This is a genomic window from Streptomyces sp. NPDC005931, assembly GCF_042871235.1.
GTDB lineage: Bacteria > Actinomycetota > Actinomycetes > Streptomycetales > Streptomycetaceae > Streptomyces.
This window is the reverse complement of the sequence record NZ_JBIAIG010000002.1, coordinates 87433-105202: the sequence shown is the minus strand read 5'-3', so window position 1 is coordinate 105202 and position 17770 is coordinate 87433. Positions and strand designations below refer to the sequence as shown.

Below are 17770 nucleotides of genomic sequence, written 5' to 3'. Positions count from 1 at the left end.
ACACCACCGAACGGTAGATCGGTCCAGGGTGCCGCCGCCGGGTCCGAAGCGCCCCTCCCCGACGGCCGACCGGCCCCGGTACGCGACCGGGCCATGGGGCCCAATGGCCGTCGCACGGGGTCTGACCGGCCCGTGCACAGGGTGCTGCCCGGCCCGCGCGCCCGTCGGCCGCCGCACGTGATGCTGGCCCGAGGGATGGACAGGGAGGAGCCACGGACCTCCGCTCCCGGCCCGTTCGTCACGGCCGGGCGCGGGTCCTCCCCGTCCTGGTCATTCCGGCCGTCCGCCAAGTCGTCACGGGCGGCCGGACGACCACCCGCCCACCCCGGCCCGTCCCCCGGGTGTCCGACCGCATGCCGCCCCGCCCGGGAGAGCACCGCACCATCGCCGTCAGCCGGCCGGGCCGGCGGCCGTACCGCAGGAGACACCGAAGATGAGCACCCTGACCTTCGCATCGGCCGCCGAAGACGTCGCCGCCCTCGATGCCACCGCGAACCACCACGCCCATCTCGCCGGTGAACTGGTCGGCCGCGTCGCCATGCTGCACAACGCCCTGCACCGCGACCCCGGCGCCGCGGAGAACGTCCGCGTCGGCCTGCTCGCCTACTGCGACGACGTGCTGTTGCCCTACCTCGCGGCCAAGGAGACGGTCCTCTACCCCGCCGCACACCGCGTGCCCGAGGCCCGGCTCCTCGTCGAGAGCCTGATCGCGGAACGCGGCTGCGTCGTCGCCCTCATCGACGCGCTGCGCACCGCGCCCACCGCCACCGGCGCGGCGGCCGACGCCCGAGCGCTGGAGATCCTCTTCGAGGAACACCTGGCCAAGGACACCGGTCTCGTCCTCCCCCTCCTCGCTGCGGCGCCCGACATCTCCCTGACGGCCCTGCTCGCCCACCTCCACCAGCTCCTGTCCGAGACCACGGACCCGGGGCGCGAGTGACACCCGGTACCCCGGCACCGGCGGGGGCACTGGCCGACCACCGTGCGGCAGAAGGCGGTTTGCGCCTCACGTGAGCATGGGCATGACCCTGCTGCACCAGAACGCGGTCCACATCGATCACAGGGGGAGATCGGCGTTGTGGGATCAACTGCCCGCTCTGGCCGGTGTGATCGTCGGGGCCATCGGTTCCTACGCGGCCACCAGCCTCACCGAGCGCAGCCGTTGGCGGCGGACCAGAGCCGAACGCTGGGACCAGAGACGTCTGGACACCTACGCCGCCTACGCCGGCGCCCTGAAGCACCAGATCAACATCGCGCAACGGATCGGGGCCGCGCGGGGCTTCCAGCACGCGGTGGACCCCCTGGACCCCGAACAAGGGCTGCCGCAACTCGCAGAGGCCGAGGCACGGCGCGCGGCCGAGTGGGAGTCCGTGCTGCTGGTCGGGGACGCCGAGACGATCGCAGCGGCGCGGACGTGGCACGAGGCCGTGTGGAACGTCGAGCTCTACGCCCGCGGCCTCGAGGACGACCCCGCCGGCTGGGAGCGGGCCGTGCGCCGCATGAGCCGGGCGCGCGACGCCTTCTACGCCCTCGCCCGCCGTGACCTGGGCATCTCGGGGCCACCGCCCCCGTCCGGCAACTGGCCCCGCGCCTGGCAGCAGCAGGACCGGACGGGCTGACGCAGACCGGCGAGCCGGTGCAGCCGGTGCCTGGCCCCGCCGCGCTCACCGCGTGGGCGGCGTCCGCGGCGTGACCAGCCCGGACTCGTAGGCGAGGATCACCAACTGTGCACGGTCACGGGCGTGCAGCTTGGTCATCGCCCTGTTGACGTGGGTCTTCGCGGTCACCGGGCTGATCACCATGCGGTCGGCGATCTGCTCGTTGGACAACCCCTGCGCCACCAGGGCGACGGCCTCGCGTTCCCGGCCGGTCAGCCCCTCCAGTTCCCCACACCCGGCCCCGGAGCCCGTGCCCGCGCCGAGCGGCTGGGTGACGTACCGGTTGATCAGCTTCCGGGTGATCGACGGCGCGAGCAGGGCGTCCCCGCGCGCCGCCACCCGCACCGCGTGCAGGAGGTCGTCCGGCACGATGTCCTTGACGAGGAACCCGGCCGCGCCCGCCCGCAACGCCTCGAAGACGTACTCGTCCATGCCGTAGTTGGTGAGGACGACCACGTGCACCCCGGCCAGCGCCGGATCCGCGGCCATCCGCCGGGTCGCCTCGATGCCGTCGACCACCGGCATCCTGATGTCGACGAGCGCGACGTCCGGCAGCCGCTCCCTCGCGAGCGCCAGCCCCTCCTCGCCGTCACCGGCCTCCGCCACCACCTCGATGTCGTCCTCGAGGTCGAGCAGCGCGCGGAACCCGCTGCGGATGAGCGGCTGGTCGTCCACCAGCAGGACCCGGATCACGGGGTCACGTCCACGGGGAGTTCCGCCTGGACGGTGAAACCGTGGTCGTCGCGCGGCCCGGCCCGCAGCCGCCCACCGAGGGCGGTGACCCGCTCCCGCATGCCGAGCAGCCCGATGCCGGGCGCCGGCACCGTGCCCGGCGTGGCCTCGCCGTCGTCGTCGACCCGGACGGCGAGGGCCCCCGGCCGGTAGTCGATCCGCACGGAGGCCGTGGCGGCGGACGCGTGCCGCACGACGTTGGTCAGCGCCTCCTGCACGATCCGATACGCGGTCCGGCCCACCGCGGCCGACACGTCGTGCCGCGGCCCCTCGACCGTCAGCGTCGCCGCAAGGCCGACCCGCCCCGCACGCTCCACCAGTTCCGGGATGTGGTCCAGCCCGTGCGGCGGCGCGGTGTCGTCGTCGCGCAGCGCCTCCAGGGTCGCGCGCAGCTCGCGGCTCGCCTCCCGTCCGGCCTCCTGGATCGCCAGCAGGGCGTCCGGCACCCGCTCGCCCCGCTTGCGGGCCACATGGACGGCGACCTCCGACTGCACCTTGATGATCGAGATCTGGTGGGTCAGCGAGTCGTGCAACTCCCGCGCGATGTGCAGCCGTTCCTCGTCCGCGCGGCGCCGGGCGGTCTCCTCCCGGGTACGCTCGGCCTCGTCCGCCCGCCGCTCCGCCTGCCGCAGCGCCTCCCCGGCGGCACCGGCGGCGATCAGCCAGGCCAGCTCGAGCGCGCCCCGGGCCCGGGCGAACGCCTCTCCCGTGTCATGCAGCCCCGAGGCCAGGGCGGCCGGCGGCAGCAGGGCCAGCAACCCCACGGACGCCACCACCGCGACGGTACGGTGCCCGGCCCGTACGGCCGCGTACACCGCGAACAGGTAGGCGACGGCGGGCACGTCGAAACCGACCGCCTGATACCCCGCCGCACACAGCCCGGTCACGACCAGCACGGCCACCGGAGCCCGGCGACGTGCGACCAGCGCCAGACCACCACCCACCAGCAAGGCATGACCCAGCAACCCGAGTTGCCCCCCGGGCCGCTCCCCGGACAACCCGGTGACGAGCAGCGCCGCCGCCACTCCGACGGCGATCATCCAGTCCATGACCCCGGCCGGCACACCGGAGCGTCCTTTGCCCATGCGCGCACCCTAGCCCGCCCCCGCCGCGGCCCGAGTCCCGCTCACGAACGACCGTCCGCCTACCGCGCCCGCAGTACCCGCACCACGTCTACGCCGCCCGCGGTAGCCGGATGCGGCACCGGCGGCAGCGCAAAGTGACTGCGTCCGCCGGACGACCGGGGAACGGCCCGCCCCCATGATCGGACGTACCCGGAAGAACCGTCCGACGACGAAGGACCCCTCCATGCCGACCCCACTGCTTCTGCTCGCCGCACCGCAGACCGCGCAGGCCTCGACCCTGCCCCTCGCCGCCTACGAGCTGACCTCCGGACGCCTGATCTCCAGCACGGCCGCCCTCCTGGCCCTGGCCGGCGTGATCGTCGGCGCCCTGTCCCTGACCCGCCCCACCGGCCGCCCTCCTGGCCCTGGCCGGCGTGATCGTCGGCGCCCTGTCCCTGACCCGCCCCACCGGCCGCCCCGGCCAGGGCCCCGGCCGCCCGGGAACCGTCGTCCCCCTGACCACGGGCCTGATCGGCATCGCCCTCGGCACCCTGGTCGTCACCACCGCCGACGGCGGCCTCGGCACGGGCAACGGCCTGGGCGGCGGCGTGGTGGCCGTGATCCTCGGCCTGATCGCGACGGCCCTCGGCGGCCGTGCCCTGACCCGTTCCCGCCGCCTCGGGCGCACCGGCCCGACCGGCTGACCGCCCGGCGCAGGGCACCGGGGGCCGCAACCACCACGCCAGGTCGGGCACCGCGCGACCGGGTGAAGCGCGCGAACGCCCAACAGGCCACCTCATCACGGGAGTCGGAGGACGGCTTCATCACCCAAGTCGTTCACCTGTGCGCCGGCGGCGCATCGCTCCGGCCGGGCACCCCTTGTCCGCGTTCCTGCACACCAACTGGTCCGAGTGGCGGTCGGATCCTGAGGCGAACGGAACTCCTTCGACGCCCTTGCTCCGATCCAAGGGCTGAGGTGCGCCGAGCCCCGTAGGACCGGCAGCACGGGCTCCACTTGCCTTGCTGCTCGACGCCCAGGGTCGCGAGCCGCACGCCTCAGTCCGGCGTGGGAAGCAGCCCCTGAAGGAGCGCCCTTGTGTAAGCGGCAATGGTGAAGCCGTCCGTGACGGTGCCGGTTCGGATCAGGTCGGTGAGTTCCCCGGGGCTCACCGGCTCGACGGCTCCGATGCCCTCGTCCTCGTCGGCCAGGCGGTATTCGCTGATCTCGGCGTGGTACAGGTGCACGCTGGTGGCCGTCTGCCCCGTGTCGGGATGAACAACTCCGAGGGAGGTCAGTGTGTCGGCGCGGGCCCCGATTTCCTCCAGCAGTTCACGCCGTGCATCGGCGTCCGGACGCCCGCCTGGGGTTCCGAAGCCACGCGGAAATTCGAGGTGCCACTCTCGAGTACTGTGCCGGAAGTGCCGGATGAGAATGATGCCGTCCGGATGCTGGGGGAGAATCACCACCCCGGGCGCGTTCCCGGGGTTGATGCGACGGATGTACGTCCCTCTCTGCCCGTTCGGACCGCGCACGGCGTCACGGAGCGTGATGCCGTACGGATCCTCGAAGACGACCCCGAGATGACCCCACTCCGGCGGATGGCCGTGCGCAGCACTGCGCCGCATGGCTTCGGTCTCGGCCTCACCGATCTCTTCGGTATCCGTAAGGATCTCCACGGGGGCGTCGGGCGGGTTGACGAAGAGATCCGGTAGTGCCTCACGGATCTGCTGGTAGCGCGTCAGCCTGGCCCGACTGTCCATTTACGATCCTTTTCGGTCAGCTTCACAAACGGCGTCCTGCGTGTACCGCAAAATGCTAGATTGGCGGATACTCGTGATCTGGGGGGGCTCCGTGTTCAGTGACGCCATCGTAGGCTGGGCCGGCGCCCAGGAGAAGAACGTACCTGACCTCATCGCCCGCTACGACGTTCAATTCGACGTACCCCTGCGGCATCGTTATGCCATCGGTGTCCTGCGGATGGTGGAGGCATTCAGTCCCCGATGGCCTGCGTCCGTGCGAGTGGGTGCCTATTGGTGCGCCATCGTCCAGGCGGATGTGGAGTACGACCTTCTGGAGGGCCTCAGACTCGTCAGCCTGTCCCGCGGCATGAGTGAGAGGCTGGCGCAAGAATGCGCGACGGGGTCGGTCGACCCGGCAGACACATTCCCCCCCTACGTGGCAGCGCGATGGTTGGACGGCGCGGGCAAAATCCTCTACCGCCTGGGTAGCTTCGCTCGTGCTCGTATGTCTTTCGAGGCGGCCAGAGAGATCGCTGCACGTCATCACCTCTGGTGGTGCCTGCCGGACATTGAGAGCAATTTCATTCGGGCGCGTTTCGAGGAGATGAAGCAGACGTATGGCGGTGTCTTCACGGAGAACGGCCTGGCCGACCTGGTCGAGGAGTTGCAGGACGTCAAGGCCCGCCTTGTGCAGGAGCTACCGAGCCCCTCGGCAAGCAACGAGGGAAACGCAGAAGGCCGAGACGAGGAGTACCTCCGAGGGCATTCCAGCGTTTTGCACAACCTGGCGGTCGCTCACCGCGAACTGGGCAACGTCGCCGATTCTCTCGCGGCCTCACGGGAATCACTGGCCATTTCTGTACGCCTGCGCGACGCTTATCGAATCGGTCAGTCCCTCAACCATCAGGCCCGTTGCGAGCCGGACAAGGCCGTGCAACTCTACGAACAACTCGAGAAGGGCGAGTGGCGTCGCGGTCAGTTGATCGCGCGCCAGAACCTGGCAAGACTGCGGGGTGGCATCGAGGGCGTTACGATGCTGCGCGACCTGATCGCTGTCCTCGGTGACGACTCGGGTGACAGCGCGATCGCCGGAATCGACATAGACCTTCGAAACTACTCCTGTCAATTCTTCGACGAGCTCGTGCGGAACCTCGCGAGCACTCTGGGCAGGACCGACCCCAACCAGTACCGGGCCCTGCTCGAAGAAGCCGGCACACAACGCCTCGACATGGCACGGACCGTGCGCCGCGTCGTGGCCACACCCGCCTACAAGCGTGCCTACGCGACGGCAGTGAGGCCCAACTTCCTCGAGCGCGTGGCAAACCTCCTGGCCGACGACACCCCCGATTCCAACAAGCTGGAAAGCACCTTCGCCCTCACCGAGGAGGCCTCGGCGCGGGAACTCCTGGACCTCCTGTCGAATATGAACCTTCCCCGACTGGGCCGGCCCCCACGGTTGGCCCAAGCAGTGGAGCGCCCAGCTGCCTCGCGGCCCGCACACGTCTCCCCACCACCGAGCCAACCGCAGCCCGCGGGCATCCGCGCACGACGGCTGCCCCTACGTCGTGCCGGGCTCCGCGACGCCTCCTCCGAGGAGGAGGCGGCGGTCCGAGCGACGCTCGCCGCTCGAGAGACCGAGTTCGAGACGCAGTTCCTGCACCGACCACTGGAGAGCGCGCCCCACGACCCGGAAATCACCCACCGCGTACGGATGTTCACCGTGAACAACCCGGGAACCTGCATCGTGCGCTACTTCACCTACGGGCCGGGCAGAGCAGCACACCTGGGCGCCTTCGTCTTTCACGGTGGCACGCTGGGTTGCGTCAAGGGCATTCCCTACGAAGAGGTGCGGGCTTTCGCACAGGGCCTGGACATCCACAACCCACCCACCAAGGAGGAAAGTGAGAGGATCTGGAGACTGCTCCTGGCACCCGTATGGGACATGATCAACGCGAGCGGACAGCTCAGCCACCTTGTCATCATTCCGGTGGATGAACTCTTCTCGCTCCCCCTGCACACTGCGTCGCCCCCGGGAGCGAACACGCTTCCTCTCGCCGCCATGGTGCCGATGTCGCAGTCGGTCAGCGCGACAGCGTTCGTGGGAAGGGGACGTCATCTGCTGAAGCGCCAGCCGGTGGGTCCGGACGACGACCTTGCGGCGATCATTGTCGCGGACCCCGGTCAGCCATCAGTCGACCAGAACGAGCAGGGATACGAGGACCCCGTCTTCGGTGACGAGCTGGTGGGCACGGGATGGCCGGCCGAGCGCCTGCTCATCGCCGGCGACAGACCACCCCGGCTGAACGGACACGTCCGCCTGCACCAGGCGGACTGGTCAGGAATAGCGGCGATCACCGAGGCCCGACCGGAGTTCTTCGTCTACGCCGGTCACGGCCGCTACCACCGGTCCTTCGGGCAGCTCGGACCTTCCCTCGAGCTGGGCGGAGACGATGTGCTGACACAGTACGACGTGGCGCTGCGCCTCCGACTGCCACGCAACAAGCTCTCCATCGTGGGGGCATGCCTCGCGGGTCAGGCACAACACACCGGAGGGGGCGACGTCGTCGGCTTCCTCAGGACGTTCATCGCGGCGGGTGCGGGAGCGGTCTGCATTCCTCTGTGGAGTGTGCTCAACTCGGCGATGGTCGAGACCGGCCGCACCGTGCTCGCGGCCAGCCGCGCCGCTGTCTCCACCTCGTCCCGGACCTTCGACGTCGTTCAAGTCCTGCATGACACCTACCGTGACGTCGCTCGTGAGCACGGGGACGACTTCGAGACGATGGTGGAGCACATGCCCCTCAGTCTCTACCTCTGACCATCGACATCCGCGAAGTCCGCGTAGTCCATCTCCTTGAGCCGCACACTCGGATTCGGTGCCCTCCCATTGCCGCGACGAACGACGTCAGCCCGTCCGAGAAGGCGCTTGCGCACTCCCTTCGCGCGGAACAGCGGAGTCAGGTTGCCTTCTCCGACGATCTGGGTGGCAATGTTCTGCTGGCTGGCCACCTCCAACCTGGAACCCGCTGCGGCCAGTCCGGCCAGATCGGCAGCGCCGCGCAGCTCGATCGTGGCGTCGGCACCTCCGGCAATCAGAATGGTGGCCCTAGCGGCATGCACGACCTCGGTCACGACGACCGCGTGTTTCGGCCAGGCACCACGCTCGTGCAACTTCAGGACCTCTTGTTCGACTTCCCTCTGGCCATCGATCACCTCGCTCACGCATCCCTCCGCCTGAAAGAGGACGGCACCCTCGCTCGCGAAGCTCACCGACAGCATCCCGCCGCTGACGGGAGAGCCGAGTGCCTGCACGTCCGCATGAGCCCTGGACGAAATGCGGACCCCTTCCGTCGACACGTAACTGAGGGACCCCTCCGTAATCTCTTTCCGGGTCCGGAAGCCGATGCCGTGGTCCTGGAGCGACCCCAGGTGATCGTAGACGTATCCGGTGAGCCGGCCGACGTCTCCGAGGCGGACACCGACCGTCGGCAGCCAGGTCGCCGAGTATCCGAAGTGGTCACGCAACTCACCTGTGTAGCGCGTATGCACCGGCATAGGTCCCCCAATCAACTCAGCCGTGCCGTGGCCCGGTCGGCTGCCCGGCGTGCATCGTCCGTCCGGCAGGCAGCAACCAGCCGCACCATTCGTTCGACCGGCGTCGACTGCGACCGGCAGATCACCGAGGCCCGCGGTGTGGCTCGCATGGCCCGGCATGGAGGCGAGACACACAGCCCTGCCCCTCGAACGACTACTCATCGTACGGGGACGATGACAGCGAGGCGGGGCGAACTGCTCACCCCGGACTGAGGGACCCCACGGTCCCGCTGTGACGCCCGAAGCGGAGGACGAGGATGCCGGTCCGACACGACTCGGTACCGAGGGCACGGCACAGTAGCCGACCGCGCTGCCGGAGGCGATGACGCAATCGCACACAGCGCGCTCATGCCGCCGGCCCCTCACGGCACCCCGGCTGCGGGAGACACCTTCTCGAACACGCTGTGGCTACCGGGGAGCTCCCAGAGAACCCGCTTCAGCGGACCCGCCGGAAGCGCGTCGGCTCCAATGACGTCATGGCCCCGCGCGTCCTAGTGAACGCAGACCAGCCCGGCAGTTGCTCAGCCCGTCTCCTACGTCGGTTCGTGGAACCGCCGCCGCGGGCGGCGCCTGGTGGCCTTCTATGCGGCGGCCCTGTACTACGCGGGGCTCCGGCCCGCTGAGGCGGTCGGGCTACGGCTGTCGGACTGCCACCTGCCAGGCAAGGGCTGGGGCACTCTGACGCTGCGGGAGACACGCCCCGTCGCTGGGAAGCAATGGACCGATTCCGGGGAGGGCCACGACCGGCGGGGCTTGAAGGCGCGTGAGGCGTCCACTGACCGTCCGGTTCCCATCCCACCAGCCTTGATCGCCATCTTCCGGGATCACTTGAAGGAGTTCGGGACCGCCAAGGAAGGGCGCTTGCTCGGCAACGAGCGCGGGGGAGTGGTCGGCTCTTCTACCTACTGGCGGGTGTGGGAGGAAGCGCGGGAGTACGCGCTCCCGCCGGAGCGCAATGACTCGCCGTTGGCCGGGCGTCCAGGTGCCGATCGCTGAGGTTGCCCGGCGGGTCGGCAACTCTCCCGAGGTGACCCACCGCTGTTACCACGGCTGCATCGACGGCCATGAGGAAGCGGCCAACGCGAAGATCGCAAAGGCGTTGGAGGACGACGGAGGCATAGCTGCGAGGGCGGCCCGAGTCCCCCGGACCGCCCTCTAGATCAGGCATCGTCTAGTGCCGCCCGGTATGCCTCGTATCGAACCCAGGCGTCTTCGAACATGTCCATGGCGGCTTCGATGGCGCCGCACTCTTCGAGATAGGCCCGCTGGCCCGCCCGCCCCTTCCGTGACGGCCAGTCGGGATCACTGAGCTTCTTCGAGCGGGCCACCGATCGGGTGACGGTCCGTGAAGCGCAACGAGCGAGGCCCCCGGGCAGTTGATCGAGATGTCTGACGTCTCAACCACGCTGCTCAGGGGCCTCGTTGGTCATCTATCCTGCCGCACTCGACCTGCCACATGCGCTCGTGGAGTGGGTCACCATGCTCATCGTCACCCGTGAGGGTGACCGCCGCTGCAAGCTCCGCCCGTCCCAGCGCGCGATGGTGGCACTGGTATACCTGCGCGAGCACACCACCCTGGCAAAGGTCGCTACCGGGTTCGGGATCAGCGAGTCCACCGCCCACGCCTACACCAGCGCAGTCATCGGCCTCCTCGCCGACCGTGCACCGGGCCTGCTGAAGGTCCTACGTGAGCAGGATCCGGACTTCGTCCTCCTGGACGGCACGCTCGCCGAGTGCGACCGGGTCGGCAACGGACGGGCCGACTACTCCCACAAGCACCGCCGGCACGGGGTGAACGTGCAGGTCGTCACCGATCCGGACCGCCGGCTGCTGTGGCTCTCGCCCGCGCTGCCGGGCCGCTCCCACGACCTGACCGCCGCCCGCACCCACCGGATCATCCGCATCTGCGAGCGCCAGGGCGTCCCCATCCTGGCCGATCTCGCCTACCAGGGCGGTGGCCCCTGGCTGACCACTGGCATCAAACGCAGGCCCCTGCGGGAACTCACCCCTACCGAGAAGACCGTCAACCGGGCCCTGGCCGCGGCACGGGCACCGGTTGAGCGCGGCGTGGCCTGCCTGAAGTCCTGGCGGATCTTCCGCAGGTCCCGCTGCAGCCCCAACCGCATGACATCAATCGCCAAAGCCATTCTCACCCTGGAGCGGCAACGCTGAAGAGGCTCACTGAGAGGCAACGAGAAAGAGCGGGAGTCAGTGAGACTGACTCCCGCTCTTTTAAGTCGGCATTCGCGCTGGTCAGAGCTTGATTCTTGCTGCCTGACTGGCGAGTGCCCCCGGCAGGATTCGAACCTGCGCACACGGCTCCGGAGGCCGTTGCTCTATCCCCTGAGCTACGGGGGCGTGTCGGTCGCGGTGATCGCGGCGACGGGTAGAACACTACCAGTTCCGGTGGGGTGGTCAGGAACCCGTTTCCGTGAGTCGGGGGAGGGGTGGTCGTGCCCGGCCACGGCAGCGGTGTCGGCCTGTGGGTGCCTGCGCCCCCTTCGAGGGGCGGAAGTGGGGAAAACCCGGACGCGGTGGCCGGTCCCGACCTACTCTCGAGTTGTGCCAGGCACGTCGGGCCGGGTGCTTGTTGTGGACGACAACAAGGTCATCCGGCAGTTGATCAGGGTCAACCTCGAGCTGGAGGGCATCGAGGTCGTGACCGCGGCCGACGGTGCCGAGTGTCTGGAAGTCGTTCATCACGTGCGACCCGACCTCGTCACCCTCGATGTCGTGATGCCTCGGCTCGACGGGCTCATGACCGCTGCCCGGCTGCGTTCCGATCCCCGGACCCGTGATCTTCCGGTCGCTATCGTCAGTGCCTGCACGGAGCACGAGGTCGAGAGTGGTCTCGATGTCGGCATCGACGCCTTTCTGGCGAAGCCCTTCGAGCCCGGGGAGCTCGTACGGCTCGTGAAGCAGCTCATCGAGCAGCGGCGGCGCCTTGTGCGGGACGGGCCTGGCGACGGTGAAGGTGGTCGGTCCGGGTTCGGTGTCGTGGGTCACGCCGGCGGGTGAGAGCAGCGGCCGCGGTCAGGTACCGATGGGTGAGTCGCCGAGTCGCCGAGTTGCCGCATGTGAGTCATCGTCCTTGGTCGTCGCTCATGTCTGCGTGGTTCCAGTCGGTCGTCGTCGATCGGTCTGGTCATGACGGTCGTCGTCGCATTGTTGGCGTCCCCACCTGGATCGTCGCCACCGCATATCGTCACCACCTCGACGGTCGTCGTACGAGCGTCGTCCCCTCCGTCGTCGCCCCGTCGCCCCGTCGCCCCGTCGCCCCGTCGCCCTGTCGCCCTGTCGCCCCGGCCGCCCTGCCCCCGCCCCCGTCCACATCCCGGGACCTCCCGAAACCGGCTCGCCCACCCACCCCCCTCCTCCCCTACGCTTGTCCCGTGACCCCCGTCGAGCTCTCCCGCACCGTGCTGCGCGCGGTGCGTCGTGCTGTCGACGATGGGGAGCTGAGCGTGGACGTCGGGGAGGTTCCGGAGCGGGTCGTGGTGGCGCCTCCGGGGCCCGGGGGGTGCGGGGACTACGCCACCAGCGTGGCCCTCCAGCTGGCCCGGCCCGCCAAGCAGCCGCCCCTCCGTGTCGCCGAGGTGCTCCGGCCCCACCTTCTCCGCACCGCCGGGATCACCGACGTCGTCGTCACCGGGCCGGGGTTCCTCAACATCAGCCTGGAGGCGTCGTCGGGTGTCTCCCTCGTCCGGGAGATTCTGCGGCGCGGCGTCCGGTACGGGGACAGTGACGCACTCGGTGGGCAGCTCGTCCGGCTGCACGCGCCCCACGAGATCCGTGCCCTGGTGCACCTCGACGCCCTCTCCCGCATCCTGCGCTCCCAGGGCGCCCTCGTCCGCACCAGCTGCGCACGGACGCCCGAGGCCGAGTGGGTCACCACCCTGGGCCTCCTCCCCGTCGATGTCATCGCCGCCAGCGACACCGACAGCTACGGCACTGGCAGCACCGACAGGACCGGCCCCGACAGCTATGGCACCGGCAGCATCGGCACCGACCGCACCGGCACCGACCGCACCGGCACCGACCGCACCGGCACCGGCAGCACCGGCACCGACCGCACCGCCACCGGCAGCACCGGCACCGACCGCACTGCCGCAGACGCCACTGGCACCGGCGGCATCACCGCCGAAGCCATCGGCGCCGACGGCCCCCCGATCACCGTCCGTCCCAGCCCCGCCGGCCCGCTCCCCCTGGGCCGCGACGCCGCCCGCTGGGCGCTGCTCCACCCCGCCCCGCACGACCCGCCCCGCATCCCGGGTGAGCACCTGATCCAGCGTGAGAGCAACCCGCTCTTCCGCGTCCGCTACGCCCACGCCCGCACCCGGGCGCTGCTGCGCAATGCCGCCGACCTCGGGTTCGGTCCCGAGCCGGGGCCCCTCACGGGGGCCGTGGCCCATCGGCTGCTTCAGGGGCTCGCCGACCATCCCCGCGTCGTCGGAAGCGCCGCCACCCACCGCGCCCCCGACCGCGTCGCCCGGCACCTCGTCACCGTCGCCGATGCCGTGCTGCCGCTGCTCCCCTCCGTGCTGCCCCTCGGGGAGGAGAAACCCACGGCCGCCCACCGTGCCCGGCTCGCGCTCGCCGACGCCGCCGGGGCGGTGCTGGCCGGCGGCCTGTCCCTGCTCGGTATCGGCGCACCCGACCACCTCTGAAGAGCCAGCGAAGAGAGCCACCGAAGAAATGAGCCGTTCCGCACACCCCGCCGGGCCCCGCCACGCCGACGTCCTGCCCGAGGGGCACTACTCCGCCCCGCCCGCTGATCTCAACGCCCTCGACCCCAAGGTGTGGGCCCGGACCGTCGCCCGGGACGAGGACGGGGTGGTCACCGTCGGCGGGATTCCCGTCACCCGCCTCGCCGAGGAGTTCGGGACGCCCGCGTACGTGCTCGACGAGACCGACTTCCGGGCCCGGGCGCGGGCGTGGCGCACCGCCTTCGGGACCGAGGCCGACGTGTTCTACGCGGGCAAGGCGTTCCTGTCCCGGGCCGTCGTGCGGTGGCTGCACGAGGAGGGGCTGAACCTCGACGTCTGCTCCGGTGGCGAGCTCACCACCGCCCTCTCCGCCGGCATGCGCGCCGACCGCATCGCCTTCCACGGCAACAACAAGTCCGTGGCCGAGATCGAGCGCGCCGTCAGCGTCGGCGTGGGGCGGATCGTGCTCGACTCCTTCCAGGAGATCGTCCGCGTCGCCCACATCGCCCGCGAGCTCGGCAAGCGGCAGCGCGTGCAGATCCGTATCACCGTCGGCGTCGAGGCGCACACGCACGAGTTCATCGCCACCGCCCACGAGGACCAGAAGTTCGGCATCCCGCTGGCCGGCGGGCAGGCCGCGGAGGCCGTGCGGCGGGCGCTCCAGCTCGACGGGCTCGAGCTGATCGGGATCCACTCGCACATCGGGTCGCAGATCTTCGACATGTCGGGCTTCGAGGTCGCCGCACACCGGGTGGTCGGCCTGCTGAAGGAGATCCGTGACGAGCACGGCATCGAGCTGCCCGAGATCGACCTCGGCGGTGGGCTCGGCATCGCCTACACCAGCGACGACGATCCCCGCGAGCCGCACGAGATCGCCAAGGCGCTCACCGAGATCGTCACCCGCGAGTGCGAGGCCGCGCGCCTGAGCACGCCCCGCATCTCCGTGGAGCCGGGACGCGCCATCGTCGGGCCGACCGCCTTCACGCTGTACGAGGTCGGCACCGTCAAGCCGCTGGAGGGGCTGCGCACCTACGTGTCCGTCGACGGCGGGATGTCGGACAACATCCGCACCGCGCTGTACGACGCCGAGTACAGCGTGGCCCTCGTCTCGCGCCGCTCGGACGCCGAGCCGACGCTCTGCCGCGTCGTGGGCAAGCACTGCGAGAGCGGGGACATCGTGGTGCGGGACGCCTTCCTGCCGGGGGACCTGGCGCCGGGTGACCTCATTGCCGTGCCCGCGACCGGGGCGTACTGCCGGTCGATGGCCAGCAACTACAACCACGTCCTGCGTCCGCCCGTCGTCGCCGTCGGCGGCGACGGCGACGGCGAGGCGCGGGTGATCGTCCGGCGCGAGACGGAGGAGGATCTCCTGCGTCTCGACGTCGGGTAGTCCGGCGGCGGAGGGTTCCCGCCGGATCGGAGGGTGGAGGGTCTTCGCCGGATCGGAGCGTGGAGGGTTCCCGCCACATCGGGGGGTGGAGGGTCTTCGCCGGACCGGCCGGTGGAGAGTTTCCGCCAGAGTGGCCGGTGGAAGATCTCCTGTTCTGCCGGTCACGAAAATGAAATAGATGTCTCACGATCCGGACAAAGGGCAGAAACTCCCGTCCGGTGAGTGAGACTGGTGCAACCGCGACGGTAATGACGGTAATCAGGAAACGAGGTCGGATGATGCGTACGCGTCCGCTGAAGGTGGCGCTGCTGGGCTGTGGAGTGGTCGGCTCAGAGGTGGCGCGCATCATGACGACGCACGCCGACGACCTCGCGGCACGCATCGGGGCCCCGGTGGAGTTGGCCGGGGTCGCCGTGCGGCGGCCCGACAAGGTGCGCGAGGGCATCTCCGCCGATCTCGTCACCACCGATGCCACCGCCCTCGTCAAACGCGGCGACCTCGACGTCGTCGTCGAGGTCATCGGCGGCATCGAGCCCGCCCGCACGCTGATCACCACCGCGTTCGAGCACGGCGCGTCCGTCGTCTCCGCGAACAAGGCGCTCCTCGCCCAGGACGGTGCCGCGCTGCACGCCGCCGCCGAGGAGCACGGCAAGGACCTCTACTACGAGGCCGCCGTCGCCGGCGCCATCCCGTTGATCCGGCCGCTGCGCGAGTCGCTGGCCGGCGACAAGGTCAACCGGGTGCTCGGCATCGTGAACGGCACCACCAACTTCATCCTCGACAAGATGGACAGCACGGGGGCGGGCTACCAGGAAGCCCTCGACGAGGCCACCGCGCTCGGGTACGCCGAGGCCGACCCCACCGCCGACGTCGAGGGCTTCGACGCCGCCGCCAAGGCCGCCATCCTCGCCGGGATCGCCTTCCACACGCGCGTGCGGCTCGACGACGTCTACCGCGAGGGCATGACCGAAGTCACCGCCGCCGACTTCGCCTCGGCGAAGGAGATGGGTTGCACCATCAAGCTGCTCGCCATCTGCGAGCGGGCCGCGGACGGCGGCTCCGTCACCGCGCGCGTCCACCCCGCGATGATCCCCCTCACCCACCCCCTCGCCTCCGTGCGCGGCGCCTACAACGCCGTGTTCGTGGAGTCCGACGCCTCCGGGCAGCTGATGTTCTACGGGCCCGGCGCCGGCGGCGCGCCCACCGCCTCCGCGGTGCTCGGCGACCTGGTGGCCGTGTGCCGCAACCGGCTCAGCGAAACCACCGGACCGGGCGAGTCCGCCTACGCCGCGCTGCCCGTCTCGCCGATGGGCGACGTCGTCACGCGCTACCACATCAGCCTCGACGTGGCCGACAAACCGGGTGTGCTCGCCCAGGTGGCCACCGTGTTCGCCGAGCACGGGGTGTCCATCGACACGGTCCGGCAGCAGGGCAAGGACGGCGAGGCGTCGCTCGTCGTCGTCACTCACCGTGCGTCCGACGCGGCCCTCGGCGGGACCGTCGAGGCGTTGCGCAAGCTCGACACCGTGCGTGGTGTCGCCAGCATCATGCGGGTTGAAGGAGAGTAACCAGCAATGACCCACCAGTGGCGCGGAATCATCGAGGAGTACCGGGACCGGCTGCCGGTATCCGACACCACGCCGGTCGTGACGCTCCGCGAGGGCGGTACGCCGCTCGTGCCCGCGCAGGTGCTCTCCGAGCGCACGGGCTGCGAGGTCCACCTCAAGGTCGAGGGGGCCAACCCCACGGGGTCCTTCAAGGACCGCGGTATGACCATGGCCATCTCCAAGGCCAAGGAGGAGGGGGCGAAGGCCGTCATCTGCGCCTCCACCGGCAACACCTCCGCCTCCGCAGCGGCGTACGGGGTGCGTGCGGGGATGGTGTCCGCGGTGCTCGTGCCCCAGGGCAAGATCGCGCTCGGCAAGATGGGCCAGGCGCTGGTGCACGGCGCGAAGATCCTCCAGGTGGACGGCAACTTCGACGACTGCCTCACGCTCGCCCGCGGACTGAGCGACAACTACCCCGTGGCACTGGTCAATTCGGTCAATCCGGTGCGTATCGAGGGGCAGAAGACCGCGGCGTTCGAGATTGTGGACATGCTGGGTGACGCGCCCGACATCCATGTCCTGCCGGTGGGCAACGCGGGCAACATCACGGCCTATTGGAAGGGGTACCGCGAGTACGCCGCCGACGGCGTGGCCACGAGGACCCCCCGCATGTGGGGCTTCCAGGCCTCCGGCAGCGCCCCGATCGTGCGCGGCGAGGTCGTCAAGGACCCCTCGACCATCGCCACCGCCATCCGCATCGGCAACCCGGCCTCGTGGCAGTACGCCCTGGCCGCGCGGGACGAGTCGGGCGGTCTCATCGACGAGGTGACGGACCGTGAGATCCTGCGAGCCTACCGTCTGTTGGCCTCGCGGGAGGGCGTCTTCGTCGAGCCCGCGTCCGCCGCGTCGGTCGCCGGTCTGCTGAAGGCCGCCGAGCAGGGCAAGGTCGACCCGGGCCAGCGCATCGTGTGCACCGTCACCGGAAACGGCCTGAAGGACCCGGACTGGGCCGTCGCCGGCGCCCCGCAGCCGGTCACCGTCCCCGTCGACGCCGCGACCGCGGCGGAGCGGCTGGGCCTGGTCTAGGGCCCCGGCCGGGTCCCCGGCGCGTGCCGCAGGGCCTGCCCCCGGCACGTGCAGCAGGGCAAGGCCCCGGCGTGGACCCGGGGGGGCAGACCCCCGGCACGGTCCGCAAAGCAGGCCACCCGGCCCGTGCCGGAAGGCAGCCACCGGCGGTCCGGCCCCGTCCGGCACGGTCCGCCGGGGCCGGGCGTAAGACGGCGTCACCTGGGGAAGTTCCCTAAGGAGGGGGCACAGAGGGCTTGCGACACGCATCGTGCGC

General features: G+C 70.4%; 14 protein-coding genes and 1 tRNA gene. 10 read left to right on the top strand and 5 right to left on the bottom strand.

Going from position 1 to position 17770, the window contains the following annotated elements:
• The first annotated feature begins 433 nt into the window (after positions 1-433).
• Both ACFYOV_RS04365 and ACFYOV_RS04360 read left to right on the top strand, forming a co-directional pair.
• Positions 434-940, top strand: coding sequence for a hemerythrin domain-containing protein (locus tag ACFYOV_RS04365; protein ID WP_389082674.1), 507 nt, complete (start codon positions 434-436; stop codon positions 938-940).
• 76 nt (positions 941-1016) lie between these two features.
• Entirely contained in the window at positions 1017-1619 is a 603-nt protein-coding gene (locus ACFYOV_RS04360; protein ID WP_389084033.1) for a hypothetical protein, read from the top strand.
• A gap of 45 nt (positions 1620-1664) precedes the next feature.
• Here ACFYOV_RS04360 and ACFYOV_RS04355 read toward each other — a convergent pair whose 3' ends face one another.
• Positions 1665-2351: a response regulator gene (locus ACFYOV_RS04355; protein ID WP_389082672.1), complete on the bottom strand. Its 687-nt coding sequence runs from the start codon at positions 2349-2351 to the stop codon at positions 1665-1667.
• A complete protein-coding gene (locus tag ACFYOV_RS04350; RefSeq protein ID WP_389082669.1) occupies positions 2348-3475 on the bottom strand; it encodes a sensor histidine kinase in 1128 nt (375 codons plus the stop codon). Before ACFYOV_RS04350 ends, ACFYOV_RS04355 begins: the two co-directional genes overlap by 4 nt.
• A gap of 413 nt (positions 3476-3888) precedes the next feature.
• Between ACFYOV_RS04350 and ACFYOV_RS04345 the strand changes: the two genes are divergently transcribed.
• On the top strand, positions 3889-4158 hold the full coding sequence (locus ACFYOV_RS04345) for a DUF6223 family protein (protein WP_389082666.1): 270 nt from the start codon (positions 3889-3891) through the stop codon (positions 4156-4158).
• Between the two features lie 352 nt (positions 4159-4510).
• Here ACFYOV_RS04345 and ACFYOV_RS04340 read toward each other — a convergent pair whose 3' ends face one another.
• Complete coding sequence (locus ACFYOV_RS04340; protein WP_389082664.1) at positions 4511-5215, bottom strand: NUDIX hydrolase; 705 nt, start codon at positions 5213-5215, stop codon at positions 4511-4513.
• Positions 5216-5306: 91 nt separating this feature from the next.
• Between ACFYOV_RS04340 and ACFYOV_RS04335 the strand changes: the two genes are divergently transcribed.
• Positions 5307-8009, top strand: coding sequence for a CHAT domain-containing protein (locus ACFYOV_RS04335; protein ID WP_389082661.1), 2703 nt, complete (start codon positions 5307-5309; stop codon positions 8007-8009).
• On the opposite strand, the gene ACFYOV_RS04330 is transcribed toward ACFYOV_RS04335, so the two are convergent.
• The gene (locus tag ACFYOV_RS04330) at positions 8000-8716 is read right to left on the bottom strand and encodes a hypothetical protein (RefSeq protein ID WP_389082659.1); all 717 of its coding nucleotides are present in this window, start codon (positions 8714-8716) and stop codon (positions 8000-8002) included. The genes ACFYOV_RS04335 and ACFYOV_RS04330 overlap by 10 nt on opposite strands.
• A gap of 1491 nt (positions 8717-10207) precedes the next feature.
• Between ACFYOV_RS04330 and ACFYOV_RS04325 the strand changes: the two genes are divergently transcribed.
• On the top strand, positions 10208-10957 hold the full coding sequence (locus ACFYOV_RS04325; RefSeq protein WP_389082656.1) for a transposase family protein: 750 nt from the start codon (positions 10208-10210) through the stop codon (positions 10955-10957).
• A 114-nt stretch (positions 10958-11071) separates the two neighbouring features.
• Here the strand turns inward: ACFYOV_RS04325 and ACFYOV_RS04320 are convergent.
• A tRNA-Arg gene (locus ACFYOV_RS04320) sits at positions 11072-11143 on the bottom strand.
• 156 nt (positions 11144-11299) lie between these two features.
• Between ACFYOV_RS04320 and ACFYOV_RS04315 the strand changes: the two genes are divergently transcribed.
• The 5 genes from ACFYOV_RS04315 to thrC all read left to right on the top strand — a co-directional run bounded on the left by ACFYOV_RS04315 (position 11300) and on the right by thrC (position 17514).
• Positions 11300-11803 carry a response regulator gene (locus tag ACFYOV_RS04315; RefSeq protein WP_389082654.1) on the top strand — a complete coding sequence of 168 codons (504 nt, stop codon included), beginning with the start codon at positions 11300-11302 and terminating at the stop codon, positions 11801-11803.
• Positions 11804-12177: 374 nt separating this feature from the next.
• Positions 12178-13452 carry an ArgS-related anticodon-binding protein NrtL gene (gene nrtL / locus ACFYOV_RS04310; RefSeq protein WP_389082651.1) on the top strand — a complete coding sequence of 425 codons (1275 nt, stop codon included), beginning with the start codon at positions 12178-12180 and terminating at the stop codon, positions 13450-13452.
• A 28-nt stretch (positions 13453-13480) separates the two neighbouring features.
• Positions 13481-14881, top strand: coding sequence for a diaminopimelate decarboxylase (gene lysA / locus ACFYOV_RS04305; RefSeq protein ID WP_389082649.1), 1401 nt, complete (start codon positions 13481-13483; stop codon positions 14879-14881).
• 275 nt (positions 14882-15156) lie between these two features.
• Entirely contained in the window at positions 15157-16449 is a 1293-nt protein-coding gene (locus tag ACFYOV_RS04300; RefSeq protein WP_389082645.1) for a homoserine dehydrogenase, read from the top strand.
• A 6-nt stretch (positions 16450-16455) separates the two neighbouring features.
• Positions 16456-17514: a threonine synthase gene (thrC, locus tag ACFYOV_RS04295; RefSeq protein WP_389082643.1), complete on the top strand. Its 1059-nt coding sequence runs from the start codon at positions 16456-16458 to the stop codon at positions 17512-17514.
• Positions 17515-17770: the final 256 nt, after the last annotated feature.